Origin of the sequence: Streptomyces johnsoniae, from assembly GCF_031845565.1 — a bacterium.
In the GTDB taxonomy this organism is placed as follows: Bacteria; Actinomycetota; Actinomycetes; order Streptomycetales; family Streptomycetaceae; genus Streptomyces; species Streptomyces johnsoniae.
In genome coordinates this window covers 1-15,692 of sequence record NZ_JAVREV010000022.1, presented here as the reverse complement: position 1 = coordinate 15,692, position 15,692 = coordinate 1, and the positions used below count along the sequence as shown (strand labels likewise).

At 73.0% G+C, this 15,692-nt stretch carries 13 protein-coding genes and 1 tRNA gene; 7 read left to right on the top strand and 7 right to left on the bottom strand.

Features of this window, described 5'->3' with window-relative positions; translation table 11 throughout:
• Positions 1-15 precede the first annotated feature (15 nt).
• Genes RM779_RS29690 through RM779_RS29680 form a run of 3 tightly spaced genes read left to right on the top strand, consistent with a single transcriptional unit; the run spans position 16 to position 3,093 of the window.
• Entirely contained in the window at positions 16-1,269 is a 1,254-nt protein-coding gene (locus RM779_RS29690) for an FHA domain-containing protein (protein ID WP_311620885.1), read from the top strand.
• A 28-nt stretch (positions 1,270-1,297) separates the two neighbouring features.
• Positions 1,298-2,032, top strand: coding sequence for an ABC transporter ATP-binding protein (locus RM779_RS29685; RefSeq protein WP_311620884.1), 735 nt, complete (start codon positions 1,298-1,300; stop codon positions 2,030-2,032).
• Positions 2,029-3,093, top strand: coding sequence for an ABC transporter permease (locus tag RM779_RS29680; RefSeq protein ID WP_311620883.1), 1,065 nt, complete (start codon positions 2,029-2,031; stop codon positions 3,091-3,093). Before RM779_RS29685 ends, RM779_RS29680 begins: the two co-directional genes overlap by 4 nt.
• An 8-nt stretch (positions 3,094-3,101) precedes the next feature.
• On the opposite strand, the gene RM779_RS29675 is transcribed toward RM779_RS29680, so the two are convergent.
• On the bottom strand, positions 3,102-3,536 hold the full coding sequence (locus RM779_RS29675) for a globin (RefSeq protein WP_311620882.1): 435 nt from the start codon (positions 3,534-3,536) through the stop codon (positions 3,102-3,104).
• 114 nt (positions 3,537-3,650) lie between these two features.
• On the opposite strand from RM779_RS29675, the gene RM779_RS29670 reads away from it, so the two are divergent.
• Both RM779_RS29670 and RM779_RS29665 read left to right on the top strand, forming a co-directional pair.
• On the top strand, positions 3,651-4,190 hold the full coding sequence (locus tag RM779_RS29670; protein ID WP_311620881.1) for a hypothetical protein: 540 nt from the start codon (positions 3,651-3,653) through the stop codon (positions 4,188-4,190).
• 129 nt (positions 4,191-4,319) lie between these two features.
• Positions 4,320-5,672, top strand: a complete 1,353-nt coding sequence (locus tag RM779_RS29665) for a sialidase family protein (RefSeq protein WP_311620880.1) — start codon at positions 4,320-4,322, stop codon at positions 5,670-5,672.
• Between the two features lie 42 nt (positions 5,673-5,714).
• On the opposite strand, the gene RM779_RS29660 is transcribed toward RM779_RS29665, so the two are convergent.
• The 6 genes from RM779_RS29660 to RM779_RS29635 form a co-directional block, all read right to left on the bottom strand.
• Positions 5,715-6,371, bottom strand: coding sequence for a hypothetical protein (locus tag RM779_RS29660; protein ID WP_311620879.1), 657 nt, complete (start codon positions 6,369-6,371; stop codon positions 5,715-5,717).
• On the bottom strand, positions 6,368-6,796 hold the full coding sequence (locus tag RM779_RS29655; protein WP_394813420.1) for an acyl-CoA thioesterase: 429 nt from the start codon (positions 6,794-6,796) through the stop codon (positions 6,368-6,370). Before RM779_RS29655 ends, RM779_RS29660 begins: the two co-directional genes overlap by 4 nt.
• A gap of 5 nt (positions 6,797-6,801) precedes the next feature.
• Positions 6,802-8,466, bottom strand: coding sequence for an energy-dependent translational throttle protein EttA (gene ettA / locus RM779_RS29650; RefSeq protein ID WP_311620878.1), 1,665 nt, complete (start codon positions 8,464-8,466; stop codon positions 6,802-6,804).
• 228 nt (positions 8,467-8,694) lie between these two features.
• Entirely contained in the window at positions 8,695-10,107 is a 1,413-nt protein-coding gene (locus RM779_RS29645; protein WP_311620877.1) for a thioester domain-containing protein, read from the bottom strand.
• A 190-nt stretch (positions 10,108-10,297) separates the two neighbouring features.
• Complete coding sequence (locus tag RM779_RS29640) at positions 10,298-11,950, bottom strand: GTPase (RefSeq protein ID WP_311620876.1); 1,653 nt, start codon at positions 11,948-11,950, stop codon at positions 10,298-10,300.
• Positions 11,951-11,969: 19 nt separating this feature from the next.
• Entirely contained in the window at positions 11,970-13,550 is a 1,581-nt protein-coding gene (locus RM779_RS29635; RefSeq protein WP_311620982.1) for a dynamin family protein, read from the bottom strand.
• Between the two features lie 297 nt (positions 13,551-13,847).
• On the opposite strand from RM779_RS29635, the gene RM779_RS29630 reads away from it, so the two are divergent.
• Both RM779_RS29630 and RM779_RS29625 read left to right on the top strand, forming a co-directional pair.
• Positions 13,848-13,923: transfer RNA gene (locus RM779_RS29630), tRNA-Arg, on the top strand.
• Between the two features lie 991 nt (positions 13,924-14,914).
• Entirely contained in the window at positions 14,915-15,649 is a 735-nt protein-coding gene (locus RM779_RS29625) for a hypothetical protein (protein WP_311620875.1), read from the top strand.
• Positions 15,650-15,692 lie beyond the last annotated feature (43 nt).

Sequence of the window (15,692 nt, the reverse complement as noted above, 5' to 3'; positions counted from 1 at the left end):
GGGGGAGGCAGTAACATGCCGACTTGCCCGAACGGCCACCAGTCGGTGGCCGACGACTGGTGCGAAGTGTGCGGTCACCGCATGCTGGCACCCGCCGCGGCGCCTCCGCCTCCGCCGCCCCCCGGCTTCCCCGGTGCCCCCGGCGGCCCCCCGCAACCGCCGCCGTTCCCGGGACAGCACGACCAGGGCCGCCCGCCCCCGCCGTTCCCGGGACAGCACGACCAAGGCGGCCCGCCCCCGCCGTTCCCGGGACAGCACGACCAAGGCGGCCCACCCCCGCCGTTCCCGGGACAGCACGACCAAGGCGGCCCGCCCCCGCCGTTCCCGGGACAGCACGACCAAGGCGGCCCACCCCCGCCGTTCCCGGGACAGCACGACCAAGGCGGCCCACCCCCGCCGTTCCCGGGACAGCACGACCAAGGCGGCCCACCGCCACCGTTCCCGGGACGCGATACCGGCGCCCAGCGTCCGCCGTTCCCCGGGCAGGAGAGCAGCAGCCCGCCCGGCTACCCGGGCGGCCCCGGCGGGCCGGCCACCGCGCCGATCCCGCAGGCCGAGGTGTGCCCGGTGTGCCGCACCCCGCGCGAGGCGCAGGCGCCGTTCTGCGAGGGCTGCCGGTACAACTTCCTGACCAACTCGCCGACCACGTATATACCGCCCACTCCCCCGGCGCCCCAGCCGCCGGGACAGCCCCAGCCGCCGGGACAGCCGCAGCCGGTCCCCGGGCAGCGCCAGCCCGGATACGGGTTCCCGCAGCCCGCCCAGGCGCCGCCGCAGCAGAGCGGCGACTGGATGCTGCCGCCGCCGGGGCAGCCGGCGGCCGGCCCGCCCGGCTATCCGGGGGCGCCGGCGCAACAGCAGGCCGCGGGCTGGCTGGTCAGCATCGGCCCCGACCCGGAGTACTTCTCGGCGATGATGCGCCGCTCCGGGCCCGAGGCCGCGCAGTTGACGCTGCCCGCCTACGCGCCGGAGCAGCGGCTGCCGCTCGGCGGCCCTCAGGTGACGATCGGCCGCCGCCGCCAGTCCACGGGCGAGGCGCCCGACATCGACCTGTCGCACCCGCCGGAGGACCCGGGCGTCTCCCACCAGCACGCCCTCCTCGTCCAGCAACAGGACGGCACCTGGGCCGTGGTGGACCAGGACTCGACGAACGGCACCACGGTGAACGGGGCGGAGGACCCGATCCAGCCGTTCGTCCCCGTGCCGCTCCAGGAAGGCGACCGTATCCATATTGGTGCCTGGACGACGCTGACTCTCTATCGCGGCTGACGCCACCCCCGGTACTACTATTCGCCGGGTGATCGACAACACTGCCGCCATCGACGCCCGGGATCTTCGCAAACGCTACGGGGACGTGCAGGCCGTCGACGGCGTGACGTTCCAGGTGGCCCGGGGAGAGTTCTACGGCATCCTCGGGCCCAACGGCGCGGGCAAGACCACCACGCTCGAGCTCGTGGAGGGCCTGCGCCAGCCGGACGAGGGCAGTGCGCACCTCCTCGGCGAGCCCTCGTGGCCGCGCAGCACGCGGCTGCTGCGCCGCATCGGGGTGCAACTCCAGGCGTCCGCGTTCTTCGAGAAGCTCACCGCGCGCGAGCAGATCCACACCTTCGCCGCGCTCTACGGCGCGTCCCGGGAGCGGGCCGACGCGATGCTGGACACGGTCGGGCTGACCGAGAAGCGGAACGTCCGCGACGACAAGCTGTCCGGCGGCCAGGCACAGCGGCTCTCCATCGCCTGCGCACTGGTCCACGACCCGGAGCTGGTCTTCCTCGACGAGCCGACCACCGGCCTCGACCCGCAGGCCAGGCGCAACCTGTGGGACCTGCTGCGCGGCATCAACTCCACGGGCCGCACCGTCGTGCTCACCACGCACTACATGGACGAGGCCGAGCTGCTGTGCGACCGCGTCGCGATCATGGACGCCGGCCGCATACTCCGGGTCGGGCCGCCCGCCGACCTCATCCGCGAACTGGGCGCGAACAACCTGGAGGACGTCTTCCTCCAGCTGACCGGACGGGAGTACCGCGAGTGAGCGCGTTCCGAAGCCTTTCGTGGGCGATGACCCTGGGGCTGCTGCGGGACCGCACCGCGGTCTTCTTCATGCTGATCTTTCCGCTGATGTTCCTCGCGCTGTTCGGCGCGCTGTTCCAGAACGAGTCGACGAGCCGTTCCGCCATCGTGCAGGTCGGGGACGTCGCGGTCCTTGACGATCTGCCCGAGGCGGAGTTCGCCGCCCTGTCCGACGCGCTGAGCATCGAGAAGACCGCCGACCGCGAACGCGCCCTGGAAGAGGTGCGCGACGGCGACGTCGACGCGGCCGTCTGGGAGGAGGACGGCCGGGTCCAGCTGCGCTACTCCGCCGCCGACGCGGCCCGCGCGGGCACCGTGCAGGGCCTGATGCAGTCCGTCGTGCAGGGCGCCAACCTGGCCGCCACCGGGCTGCCCGCCACCTACGAACTGTCCACCGACCAGGTCGAGGACAAGTCGGTCAAGGCGATCCAGTACCTCACGCCCGGCCTGCTGGGCTGGGCCATCGCCATGGGTGCGTCGTTCATGTCCGCGTTCACGCTGGTCCAGTGGCGCCGCAAGCGCATCCTGCGGCGGCTGTGGCTGGCCCCCGTCGGCCCCGGCACGGTGATCAGCGCCCGTATCGGGGTGAGCCTCGCGTTCTCCTTCGCGCAGGTCGCGATCTTCCTCGCGGTGGCGACCATGCCGTACTACGGGCTGAAGCTGACCGGCAACTGGTGGCTGTCCCTGCCGCTCGTCGCCTGCGGCACCTTGTCGTTCATGTCGATCGGCCTGCTGATCGGCGCCTGGGCGAAGTCGGACGAGGCGGCCAACGGCGCGCTCCAGGTCGTCATCATGCCGATGGCGTTCCTGTCCGGCTCCTTCTTCCCGACCGACGACATGCCGGGCTGGCTCTCCACGGTCGCCGACTTCCTGCCGCTGGCGCACCTGAACACCTCGCTCCAGGACGTCCTGTCCCGCGGCGGCGGCTGGGGCGATGCCCTGCCGGTGATGGGCGGCCTGCTGCTGTTCACCGCCGTGGTCACCGCCGTCGCCGCCCGCCTGTTCCGCTGGGACAGCGCGTAGCAGGGGCCTTACCCCGGGGTGTTGACCATGGACGCGGCGGCGTACACCAGGTAGTCCCACAGCTGCCGTTCGTGCTCGGGCGCGAGGCCGAGCCCGTCCACCGCGTCCCGCATGTGCGCGAGCCACGCGTCGTGAGCCGCGCGGTTCACGGTGAACGGCGCGTGCCGCATCCGCAGCCGCGGGTGGCCCCGGCTGTCGCTGTAGGTGCGGGGGCCGCCCCAGTACTGCATGAGGAAGAGGACCAGCCGCTCCTCGGCGGGCCCGAGATCCTCCTCGGGGTACATCGGCCGCAGCACCGGGTCCTCGGCGACGCCCTGGTAGAAGCGGCGGACGAGCCTGCGGAAAGTCTCCTCGCCCCCGACCTGGTCATAGAACGTCTGCTGCTCCTCGGTCACCCCTCCATGGTCGCAGACCGCGCCGTGCCGCCCGGCGGCCGGGCTCATGCCCCGTCGGCCGTGGGCCTGCCGGCCGGCGTCCCCGGCCCAGCGCGGTCGCCCGCGGATCGGCGCCGGGGAAATGGAGTGCTTCGCCAGGACCGAAACCGTTAGCCTCCCGGCATGCAGGTCACCTTCACCCGTACCGCTGAACGTCGCTACCGCGTGAGAGTCGACCGCGACATGGCACCGTCGTTGGTGATGGACCCCGCCCCCGGTTACGACCCCTATCTCCCGCACGACCTTCTCCACTTCATCGTGGAAGGCCATTGGGGGCTCCAGGACGGCATTTTCGGCCAGCTGGCGGCCGGCGGCGACGCGAAGACCTTCGAACTCGCCGATCAGGCCCGTGACCGGCGGCAGGCGCGGCGGCAGGTGCGCCGCAGCGCCCGCAGGAACCGTATGTCCGGAGGCGACATCGCCCTGTCCGAGAAACTGGCAGGCGTCGCGCTGACCGCATGGATGGTGCACACCGGCCGCCTCCCCATGCCGGAGAACGCAGGGGCGGCACTTGAGGAGGCCGGCGTCAAGGAGACCGACGTCATCGGGGTCCTCGACCGGCTGGACGAGAGCGCGCACCGTTGGCACTCGCTGGCCGTCGGCGAGCCGCTCACCTTGACGTGGCCCTGGCCCGAGCGGCGTTCCGGGCGCCGCACCGCGTAGCTGCCGGGGGCCGGGGGCCGTTACTTGCCGTCCACCGTGGCGTTCACCGCGCGCCGCCCGCCCGTGGTCCTGCTGTTGTACGGTCCGGACATGCCGGCCCGCAGGAAGAGCGCCCGCCGGTGGGCGCCCGTGACATCCTGGACGGCCGTTCTCGCCACCGTCGCGTGGGCCGTCCTGGCCACCGCGCCGTCCGCCGGGGCCGCGGCCCCGGCGGAGCCGCCGACGCCGCCGGAACAGGCCCTGTCCACCCCGTTCGAGCACCACACGGAGGGATATGCCTGCTTCCGCATCCCCGCCCTCGTCACCACGCCGGACGGCACGCTGCTCGCGTTCGCCGAGGCCCGCGTCACCGACTGCAGTGACGTGGGGAACATCGACCTGGTGATGAAGCGGTCCCTCGACGGCGGCCACACGTGGAGCGACCTGACCGTGCTGCGCGGCACCGGCACCTCCGGCGGCTTCGGCAACCCGGTGCCGGTGGTGGACGACGCCACCGGCCGGGTCTCCGTGCTGTTCGCCTACAACGGCTGGGCGCACAAGGACGGCGAACGGGCCAGGGGCGGCCGCAGCCTGCACAGCGTGTACAGCGACGACGGCGGGCTGACCTGGACCACGGGCGGCGTGCTCGGGCCGCTGAAGCCCGCGCACTGGACGTGGGTGTCCGTCGGCCCCGGCCACGGCGTGCAGTTGCGGCGCGGGCCGCACGCCGGGCGGCTGATCGTCCCCGGCGACCACGACACCGAGGACGGCACGTCCGGCGCGCAGCTGTACTACAGCGACGACGGCGGCCTCACCTGGCGGCTCGGCGCCGTCTGGGAGACGGTGAAGGAGCTGCCGCACCCGGGCGAACTGACCGTCGTCGAGCTGGTGTCGGGCGCCCTGTACGTCAACGCCCGCAGCTCGCACCCGGGCCCCGGCCTGCACCGTCTTGAGGCGCGGAGCGACGACGGCGGCGAGACGTTCGACCCGGCCGGCTTCACGCCCGTGCCGGGCCTGGCCGCCCCGCCCGTCTACGGCTCGATGCTGCGGCTGCGCGCCACCGACGAGGGCGACCCGCGCAACCGGCTGCTGCTGTCGGCCCCGGCCCGGCCGGTGCCCGACGTCGCGACCCGCCGCCGCGCCATGACGATCCGCACCTCCTACGACGAGGGCGGGACGTGGCAGGCCACGGCCAAGACCATCAACTCGGCGCGGGCCGGCTACTCGGACCTGGCGGAGCTGCTCACCGGGGAGATCGGGCTGCTGTACGAGACCGCCACCAACAGCCCGCACGGCACGATCCGGTTCACGGCCTTCACCGCGGCCTCGCTCGACGGCGGCAGCCCGCACCTGGAGCTGTGCCGCGTACCCGACCCGGCGGACGGGGCCTTGTGGGTGCCCTCCGACCGCGTCCAGGAGACCGTGCAGGCGGCGGCCGTCGTGAACCGGCGCACGCCGTCGGCGCCCCCGCGCTGGTTCCCGGTGCGGCGGCTGCCGGGTTGAAGAGACCGCCGAGGCAGAGGCCGGGGCCGGGGCCGGGCGTGATCACAGGGGCGTGACGCCGAGGCCGGGCAGGCGACCGCCGCGCCGTGCCGCCATCGAGCCGAGCGGGGTGCGCATCCGCAGCCACGCGCCGCCGTCCAGCAGCGTGACGGGCGCCGGCGCGCGCAGGAAGCCCAGCGCGTGGGCGGCGTGCACGGCGCGCAGCGGCAGCGGGGTGCCGGGCAGCGTGCGGGACCAGATCTCCTCGGCGATGGCGTCGAGCGCGGCCCGCGTGCGGTCCGCCGGCGCCAGCTCCTCGGTCCTCGTCCTGAACTCGGCGACGACGGCCGCCGCCGCCCGGCGCACCTGCTCGTGCGGCAGCTCGGCCACCGGGCGCCAGCCGCCGCGCGGCGGCAGCAGCCCGGCCCACGAGGGGCCCGTCACCGGCTCGGGAACGGTCAGCGCGCCCCGTTCCTCGTCGATGGTTTCGAGCAGCGCGCCGACCGCGACCGTCACGTCCAGCTCGGCTGGCTCGTCCAGGCGGCACGGCCGCACCGCGAGCACGTCGAACCGCGCGGGCCTGGTGAAGACGGCCACCACCTCGCCGTCCGCCTGGAGCCGCGCCGCCGCGGTCTTGTCCCAGCGCAGCTGGCGGCCGAGGAACGCGGCGAGATCCGCCGCCTCGTCCCGGGCGGCGAGGATCATCCGGTGGCCGGTCATGCGCAGGCTGTGCCCCCCGCCTCGTCGTCGAGGTAGACCTCCAGGAACGTCCGCTCCTCGGCGCTCAGCCGCCGCGGCCGGCCCCGCTCCAGGTCGTAGGGCACGACGACGGTGGCGGCACGGGCGTACAGCGTCTCGTCGTCCTTGATCTCGTAGGCGACCGTGGCCGAGGCGCCGCCGATCTTGGTGATCCAGGTCTCGACCGTCAGCGGCTCGTGCCGGTGCACCAGCGGGCGCAGGTAGTCGATCTCGTGCCGCGCCACGACCGACCCGCCGGTGAACGCGCCGGAGGCGGCCTGCCGCGCCAGCCGGAACATGAAGTCGATCCGCGCCTCCTCCAAGTACCGCAGGAAGACAACGTTGTTGACGTGCCCGAAGGAGTCCATGTCCGACCAGCGCAGTGCGCACCGGAAGACGTGCCGCACGGTCCTCAGCCCCGCGTCAGCTTTTTGTACGTGGCGCGGTGCGGGCGCGCGGCCTCCGGGCCGAGGCGATCGAGCTTGTTCTTCTCGTAGGACTCGAAGTTGCCCTCGAACCAGAACCACCGCGAGTCGCCCTCGTACGCCAGGATGTGCGTGGCGACGCGGTCGAGGAACCAGCGGTCGTGCGAGACGACGACGGCGCAGCCGGGGAACTCGAGCAGCGCGTTCTCCAGCGAGGACAGCGTCTCGACGTCCAGGTCGTTCGTCGGCTCGTCGAGCAGCAGCAGATTGCCGCCCTGCTTGAGGGTGAGCGCCAGATTCAGCCGGTTGCGCTCGCCGCCGGACAGCACGCCGGCCGGCTTCTGCTGGTCCGGGCCCTTGAAGCCGAACGCGCTGACGTAGGCGCGGGACGGCATCTCGACCTGCCCGACGTTGATGTGGTCGAGACCGTCCGAGACGACCTCCCACAGCGTCTTCTTCGGGTCGATGTTGGCGCGGGACTGGTCGACGTAGGAGATCTGCACGGTGTCACCGACGCGCACCCCGCCCGAGTCCACCGGCTCAAGGCCGAGGATCATCTTGAACAGCGTGGTCTTGCCCGCGCCGTTCGGCCCGATGACGCCGACGATGCCGTTGCGCGGCAGCGTGAACGACAGGCCGTCCACCAGCACCTTGTCGCCGAACGCCTTCCGCAGGTCGTCGGCCTCCACCACCACGTTGCCGAGGCGCGGCCCAGGCGGAATCTGGATCTCCTCGAAGTCCAGCTTCCTCGTCTTCTCGGCCTCCGCGGCCATCTCCTCGTAACGCGCCAGACGCGCACGGGACTTGGCCTGCCGCCCCTTGGCGTTGGAGCGGACCCACTCCAGCTCCTCCTTGAGCCGCTTGGCGCGCTTGGCGTCCTTCTGGCCCTCGACCTTGAGGCGGGTCTGCTTGGTCTCCAGGTACTTCGAGTAGTTGCCCTCGTACACGTAGGCGCGGCCCCGGTCCAGCTCCAGAATCCACTCCGCCACGTTGTCCAGGAAGTACCGGTCGTGGGTGATGGCGACGACGGTGCCCGGGTACTTGGCCAGGTGCTGCTCCAGCCACTGCACGGACTCGGCGTCCAGGTGGTTGGTCGGCTCGTCGAGCAGCAGCAGGTCCGGCTGTTCGAGCAGCAGCCTGCACAGCGCCACGCGGCGCTTCTCGCCACCGGACAGCTTGGTCACGGACCAGTCGCCGGGCGGGCAGCCCAGCGCGTCCATGGCCTGCTCCAGCTGCGCGTCGAGGTCCCAGGCCCCGGCGTGGTCCAGCTGCTCCTGGAGGCGGCCCATCTCCTCCATCAGCGCGTCGGTGTACTCGGTCGCCATCTGCTCGGCGATCTCGTTGAACCGGTCGAGCTTGCCCTTGGTCTCGGCGACGCCCTTCTGCACGTTCTCCAGGACCGTCTTGGACTCGTCGAGCGGCGGCTCCTGGAGCAGGATGCCGACGGTGTAGCCGGGGGTGAGGAAGGCGTCACCGTTCGAGGGGTGCTCAAGACCCGCCATGATCTTCAGCACGGTGGACTTGCCGGCGCCGTTCGGACCGACGACGCCGATCTTCGCCCCGGGCAGGAAGCTCAGGGTGACGTTGTCGAGGATCACCTTGTCGCCGTGCGCCTTCCGCGCCTTGCGCATGGTGTAGATGTACTCAGCCAAGAGAAACCGTCCGGCAGATCAGTCAGTGGGTCAGGCATCGGGCACGTGTGCTCCCATCCTGCCGCATCCCCCTGCCGCGGCGGAAACCGGCGGCCTTCGCTCCGGCGGGGGTGAGGGGGCGCGGCAGGGCACGGCAGGGGCGCGGCCGGGGCACGCGAAGGGGCGGGCCCGCGCGGGCCCGCCCCTGTGCGTTCAACGGTGCGGCCGAAGCCGCCCGGCGTGTGGTGCTCAGTCCTGCGCGGCAGCGCCCGCGGACCTGCGGCGGATGAAGAACACCGCGCCGCCGCCGACGAGCAGCAGGACGACCGCGATGCCCGCGATCATGCCCGGGTTGGTGCTGCTGCCGGTCTCGGCCAGGTCGGCGCCGTCGTCACCCGCGCCACCGGTGCTGGCCGGAGCGGGCTCGTTCTCGTCGATCGGCTCCTGACCGCCGTCATCGCCGGTCTCGCAGTCCAGGACCCCGGTGAAGACCCAGTTCTCCTCGCCCTCGACGGGGTTGGCGATCGTGATCTCGTACTCCTGGCCGTTCTCGACCGGGACGACGATCGGGGTGGACTCACCGGGGGCGACCTCGTACTGCTCGCCGTCCAGCTCGAAGGTGAACGGAACGTCACCGGTGTTGCTCGCGGTGACCTCCACCCCGCCCTCGGTGCACTTCTCGACCGCGTTCACCGCGACGGAGGGCTGGCCGGGGGCGGCCCAGTTCACCGAGGCGGAAGCGCTGACGGACGACTCGGAGGAGCCGGCCAGGATCATGGTCTGGGTGCGGGTGTCGATGCCGGTGAAGGCGCGTCCGACGGGCACCTGCGAGGTGGCGGTGGCGGTCAGCCCGGCCACGCCGTCCGCGGCGTCCTCGGGCACCGAGAAGTACAGCTCGGTGCCGTCGGTGACCGCCTGGTCCTCGGTGATGTACTCGCCGTTGACGTCGACGATGGTCACGCCCTGCTCGGCCGCGGCCGTGTCGGGGGTGACGTGGACGGCGTCCGCGCTGGTGCTGACGGTCACCGGGCCGACGATCTCGCCGGGCTGGCCGGAGACCTGCGGCGGGTTGAGTTCGAGCGAGGCGCCCGGCTCGGCGATGTCGGCGGCGTTCCCGGCGAGCCAGTCGGCGAGGATGCGGGCGTTCTCGTTCTCCGGAACGGCCTCGACGCCGTCGGAGAACTCCCAGATCGCCGCCTGGGTACCGGCCGCGGCCTGCTCGGCGGTGAGCGACTCGGCACCGGCCTGGTCGGCCAGCGCGTTGAGGTCGTCGATCACCGGGTAGGAGTTCTGGAGAATCCAGTTGATCTTGCCGGCGTCCGGATTCCCGTGCAGCGTGGAGGACTCCCAGCCCGTTTCCTTGTAACGGGCGCCGTCCTGGGCTCCGGTGGCGAAGTCGATGCAGTACGTCTTCAGCTGGCCGCCGTCCTCGGCGGTCAGGTAGAACAGGCCGGCCCCGTAGGTCTCGGTCCTGCCGTCGTGAGTGACCTCGACCCGGTCGCTGACCTCAAGGCCGTCCAGGGTCGCGGTGGCGCCGCCACTGCGCGGGTTCTCGTCCGCGACCGCAGGACCGGCGGTCGCGGCCACGCCGGCCGCGATCAGGCCGGTGGCGACGGCGGTGGCCGCAAGGCGGGGGGCGACCCGCCTGGGCGCAGAAATCATGTGAAAGTCCCCTCCACGGAATCACAGGGCGCAGCAGCCGTCTCGAACGGCCGCACGCTCATCAACATCCCCGTGCGTACGGGGATCGTAGAGAGGCAAAGCGGCAATGTCCCCACCGGGCCCGCGACTTACACATTCCGAGGGCGAATCGTTACCTTGGGGTGCCGTTCCTGGCCGGACATGACGGGTATCAGCCGATGGGCACGGACACCCCTGTTCCCCCGTCCGCGGACGCCGCGATGACGTAACGTTCGCGCACCTCGCGGTAGCGCAGGAGTTCCGCGGCCACCGGTTCGAGCACCTGGCTGTGCCCGCGGTCCGCCGCGAGCCGCCGCAGCCGCCACTCCTCCTGCTGCCCCCAGGCGCGCGCCGGGCCGCGGGCCGCGATGCGGCAGCCCCAGGCGAGCAGCGGCCCGCCGACCGAGCCGCCGAGCAGCAGGGCGAGCGGCAGCCAGCGGCCCACGACCGGCTGCCCGACGAACGCGGTCACCAGCCAGCAGAGGCCGAGGAACTGGGCGGCCAGGAGCACCGCCTGCCCGGCCGCGGCGGCCGACCACCAGCGCGGGCGGGGCTGTGGCGCCGCCGGGTTCGCCTCCAGCGCGCTCTCCAGCGCCCTCGGCAGGCCCGCCGCGCCGTGCCCCGCCGCGTCCCGCACCGCTTTGGCCCACGGCTCGGGCAGCCCGTCCGACGCGTCCGCCGCCAGCTGCCGCACCGCCTGTTCCACCTGGGCCCTGGCCACCACCGGCGGGCCCGCGGCGCGCAGCCGCTTCGCGGCGAGCGCCGGCGGCTCGCCGCGGCGTTCGGCCTGGTGCGCGGCGAGCCGCCGCAGCACCTGCCCCCACGGCGTGCCGCAGGCCCGGTCGGCGCGGCGCAGCCAGCCGCGTTCCGCTGCCTGCCCGCCGGCCTGGGCGCCGACGGCGACGGCGAGGCCGTCCTCGAAGTCCTCCCTGGCGTGCGTGGTCAGCCCGGGCGGCGCCTCGGCGGCGTCGGCGATGTACACCGGGCCCAGGCGGCGCGCCACGCCGTCCACGTCCGCCGCGAGGCGCCGCCCGGCCGCCGTTCTGGCGGTGACCAGCTCCCCCACCTGGCGGCGCAGTTCGGCGACGCCGTCGCCGGTGAGCGCGGAGACGGCCAGTACCCCGGCGCCCGGCTCGCCGTGCTCGCCGAGGGCGACGCCGCGTTCGTCGAGCAGCCGCCGCAGGTCGTCGAGGACCGCGTCCACGGCCTCGCCGGAGAGCCGGTCCGTCTGGTTGAGCACGATCAGCGACACGTCGGCGTGCCCGGCGAACGCCCGCAGGTAGCGTTCGTGCAGCACGGCGTCCGCGTACTTCTCCGGGTCGACGACCCAGATGACGGCGTCCACCAGGGCCAGCAGCCGGTCCACCTGGTCCCGGTGCGCGGTGTCCACCGAGTCGTGGTCGGGCAGGTCGAGCAGGATCAGCCCGCGCAGGCCGGTGTCGACGACGTGCGCCCTGCGGCGGGCCCTGGCCGGGATGCCGAGCCGTTCGAGCAGGCCGTCGGGGCCCTGTTCGCGCCCGGCGTCCCAGGTGCAGGACACGGCGGTCGCGGTCGTGGGGCGGCGCACGCCCGCCTCGGAGAGCTGGGCGCCCGCCAGCGCGTTGAACAAGGTCGACTTGCCGCTGCCGGTCGCCCCCGCGATGGCGACCGTGGTGTACGTCCTGGGCAGCCGTTCGCGCGCGGACGCCTCGTCGAGCACCCGGCCGGCCTCGGCCAGCACGTCGTCGTCGAGCCGGGTACGGGAGAGCCCGACCAACTCCCGCAGCGCGCCGAGCCGGACGCGCAGCGCACCGTCGTCCCCTGTCGCCGTTTCCGTCTCCGCCATGGCTTGTCTCCTCATCGATTCATCGATCGGTCGCGGACGACAGTTCGGTCACGGACGAAAGCGCGGCGATCAGCTCGACCTGCGGTTCCGCGGTGATCGCCAGCCGGTGCAGCGCCGCGCCGCGCCGCAGCCGTTCCGCCGTCAGCACCCGGTCCAGGCACCGGCGCAGCTCGGCGGCCCCCTGGTCCTTCAGCCGCGCCGCGTGCCGGGAGCCGAGGATGCCGGCCAGCGACTGCTGCGCGACGCCGCCGGTCTTGCCGCCCAGCAGGGCCGCCGCGAGCAGCGCGGCGGTCTCGCCCTCGTCGCCCGGCTCGCCGCGCGCCGTCCCGACGGCCGCCCTGGCCTCCTCGGCCAGCTCCTCCAGGCAGCGCCGCAGCCGCCGCACGAGAACGCCGGTGCGCTCGGAGACCGCCTCCGCGCAGTCCTCGCCGCCCTCGGGGGCGCCCGGCTCGCGGTGCCAGGCGGCGCCGGTGTGCTCGTCGGCCGCGGACACCGCCTCGACCAGCAGCCCGGTCAGGGCCTGCGTGAGGGCGTCCATCAGTTCCTCGGCGCTGGCGTCCTCGGGGAACGCCAGCCAGTGCGCCCGCGCCTGACCGGTCAGCAGCCCGCCGCCGGACAGGCAGGCACGCACGCGGCGGTCCGCCTCGGCGTAGGCGTCGGCGAGCCGCTGGTCGAGGCGCACGGCCGCCGCGTACTGAGCGGCGCACCCCCCGGCGAGGTCGGCGACGCGTCCGCGCAGCGAGGCCAGCGCCCCCGCGGCGGTGCGCGCGGCGGCGGCGGCGCGCGCCTCCGGGTCCTGGGCGCGGCGGCCGAGCCACTCGCGCAGCCCGGCGACGGCGGTGGCGGGCAGAAGCCCCGAGTTGCCCGCGGACTCCGGGAGTTCGGGAACGGTGAACCGCGGCACCGCCCCGAGCCCGGCACGTTCCAGGAGCGCCCCGTAGTGCCGCGAGACCTCGGCGGCGATCTGGTGCGGCACCCGGTCGAGCACGGTGGCGAGGGTGACGTCGTACTCCTGCGCGCTGCGCAGCAGGTGCCAGGGAACGGCGTCGGCGTAGCGGGCCGCGGTGGTGACGAGCACCCAGATGTCCGCGGCGCAGATGAGATCGGCTGCCAGGTCGCGGTTGCCGGCGACAAGCGAGTCGATGTCCGGGGCGTCCAGCAGGGCGAGCCCTGCGGGCAGGGCGCGGGTGGTGACGACGGAGAGCGCGGTCTGCCCGTCGCTCTCCTGCCGCGGGCCGCACACCCGGCCCAGCTGCGGCAGAACGCGGCGCCCGTCGAACCACCGCTGGTCGTCCGGGTGGCAGACGAGCACCGGCATCCTGGTGGTGGGCCGCAGTACCCCGGCCTCGGTGACGCGCCGCCCGACGAGCGAGTTCACGAGCGTCGACTTGCCCGCCCCGGTCGAGCCCCCGACGACGGCGAGCAGCGGCGCCTCCGGCCGGCGCAGCCGCGGCAGCAGGTAGCCGTCGAGCTGGGCCAGCAGCTCCGCCGCCGAGCGCCTGGCGCGCTCGGCCCCAGGCAGTTCAAGCGGGAAGCGCACGGCAGCGAGACGCTCCCGCAGTACGGTCAGCGCGTCCAGCAGTTCGGGCCGTGCGTCCAAGATCGCCACATGCGCAGAATGCCTAATTTCGAGCAGTTTCAAAAGCATATTCCGCCGAACGCGCCCCAAACCGGGCACCCGGCGCCGCGGCTCCGGCATAACGAGTGCGCAACACCCCTCGCGGAGGCCACCAAAATCGCTGCGCGTATCGCACTCGCCTGCGATTATCAGGGCTGCTTCACTGGATCTCCACACGTGGGTGTTGCCGTGAAGCAACCGGGACGAACCCCTCGAAGCTCTATCCTGTGCGCGGCGAGGTCACTGAGGGGCCACCGTCCCACGCCATGACCATGACCGGCCCCCGTAGCTCAGTGGATAGAGCAGGTGCCTTCTAAGCACTTGGCCGCAGGTTCGAGTCCTGCCGGGGGCACCATGCAGAGGGCTGGTCGACGACCCCGGGGCGGCCGAAACCCCCGCCGTGGTGGTGATCTCCGCCACACGGGTGGCCAGGGCTCCACTGATGGCCACCTGAATGTTCACGGTTCGGTCCCGGCTGCCATGGGGGCGGACTCACACCGCTTCGGGATGGCCGGCGTATCCACGCCCGGGCCGGTAGGCGCAGGAGATCCGCCCCTTGCTGTGCTTGCCGAACATATGACGCGCACACAACGCACAAACGAGGTGGGACGCGGCACGTAGGGGCATTTGGCCGAGCGGGTGCTGCGGCGGATCGCCCCGGATGCTCGCCGGGCTCGCGGAACCCCACGAACCGCCGGTCCGTGCCGCACCGACCGTGGTCGGTGGCCGCCCGCCGCCGCGACAGGGACGGCGTGTGCTCAGCGGGGTGAAAAACCTCGGGACGGAGGGACCCCCGCGCGCGGCGATGGCGCGTTCCAGGCGCTGGTGGCGGATGTACGCCGCCACACCGTTCCCTGCTGCCGGAAGAGACGCCGCACGTGACGGCTGGAGACGTGATGGGCGGCGGCGATGGTGGCGGCCATGCCGTCATCGGCGTGCGACCAGGCCTCCTACGGTTCGGAACTCCGCGGCGAAGCGTGGGTGGGGGCCACGATCACGATGAACGTCGAGAGGGCGGGGAAGTCGTCCTGTTCCATCCCGATCCCGGCCGCGACGAACTTCCGACCGCTGTCCGAAGCGCGGAACGGACGGGCCGGCAGTGCCGGTCGAGTCGGTCGAGTCGGTCCGTGCTGGTCGGCTCGTTCGGGATGACAGGGAAGTTGCCGTGTGGCACGGGTGAGCGCGGCTGCCGCCGCACTCCAGGTAGCCGTCGCGAGCGCGCTTCAGCCCAGGAGTCCGGGCCGAATTCGCCGCGTTCGCACGGTCGCAGGAAGTCTGTCGCAAGGAGCACCATACGGGCGCCCCGAGCACTTCGTCCTTTGATCAGACCGCTACCCTCCGTGCGTATGACCGATCCTCAAACCCGCGACCGGCTCGCGGGTGAGCTGGCGAGACCGCCGGCCCGCCGCATCCTGTGGCTCGCCGCGGGCGCCACCGCAGCCATACTCGTCGCCGACCTCGCCACGCGCGCATACAACCGTTACGACCCCATCCCGACCGTCCGCTGGTTGGTGAACGTCGACTTCGAGGCCAACCTGGCCACCTGGTGGAACAGCACACTGCTGCTGGCCGTGGCGGGCATGGCGCTGACCGCCGCGCTGCTCAGCGGGCCCGGCACGCGCCCCGGGCGGCTGTCCTGGCTGGGTCTTGCCGCCGCGACCGCACTGCTCAGCATCGACGAGACCATCTCGTTGCATGAACGCCTCGGCGAGGTCGGCCGGTCGTGGAAGGAGTGGGCCGGCGTCTCGCTGCCCACGCACGCCTGGGTCCTGCCGGGCGCCATCCTCGCGGCGGCGGGCACCGTGTGCGCCGTGCTGTGGGCACGGAAGCTCCCGAGTGACCTGCGGAACGGGCTGCTGGGCGCGCTGGCGGTGTATCTGGGCGGGGCGCTGCTGACCGAGGCGTTCAACGGCTGGGCACAAGGGAACGGTTACAGCATCGTGCTCGTGCTGGGAACGATCGTGGAGGAGGGTATGGAGATGAGCGGCTGCCTCGTCGCTCTCGCCGCCCTCAGCCGGTACGTGGTGCTGGAGCGCGACCCGGCGTCCGGGCGCGCGGCGGTCCGGCTCCAGGACGGCTAGGCCCGGTCGTTCGGATCAGCGAGTGATCAGGGCTCCCCCCCCC

Bases quoted from the DNA above. Each gene is read 5' to 3' on its own strand.
- RM779_RS29660 (WP_311620879.1), bottom strand. From the start codon at position 6,371: ATGACCGGCCACCGGATGATCCTCGCCGCCCGGGACGAGGCGGCGGAT.
- RM779_RS29690 (WP_311620885.1), top strand. From the start codon at position 16: ATGCCGACTTGCCCGAACGGCCACCAGTCGGTGGCCGACGACTGGTGC.
- RM779_RS29625 (WP_311620875.1), top strand. From the start codon at position 14,915: ATGACCGATCCTCAAACCCGCGACCGGCTCGCGGGTGAGCTGGCGAGA.
- RM779_RS29670 (WP_311620881.1), top strand. From the start codon at position 3,651: ATGCAGGTCACCTTCACCCGTACCGCTGAACGTCGCTACCGCGTGAGA.
- RM779_RS29640 (WP_311620876.1), bottom strand. From the start codon at position 11,950: ATGGCGGAGACGGAAACGGCGACAGGGGACGACGGTGCGCTGCGCGTC.
- RM779_RS29645 (WP_311620877.1), bottom strand. From the start codon at position 10,107: ATGATTTCTGCGCCCAGGCGGGTCGCCCCCCGCCTTGCGGCCACCGCC.
- RM779_RS29675 (WP_311620882.1), bottom strand. From the start codon at position 3,536: ATGAGCCCGGCCGCCGGGCGGCACGGCGCGGTCTGCGACCATGGAGGG.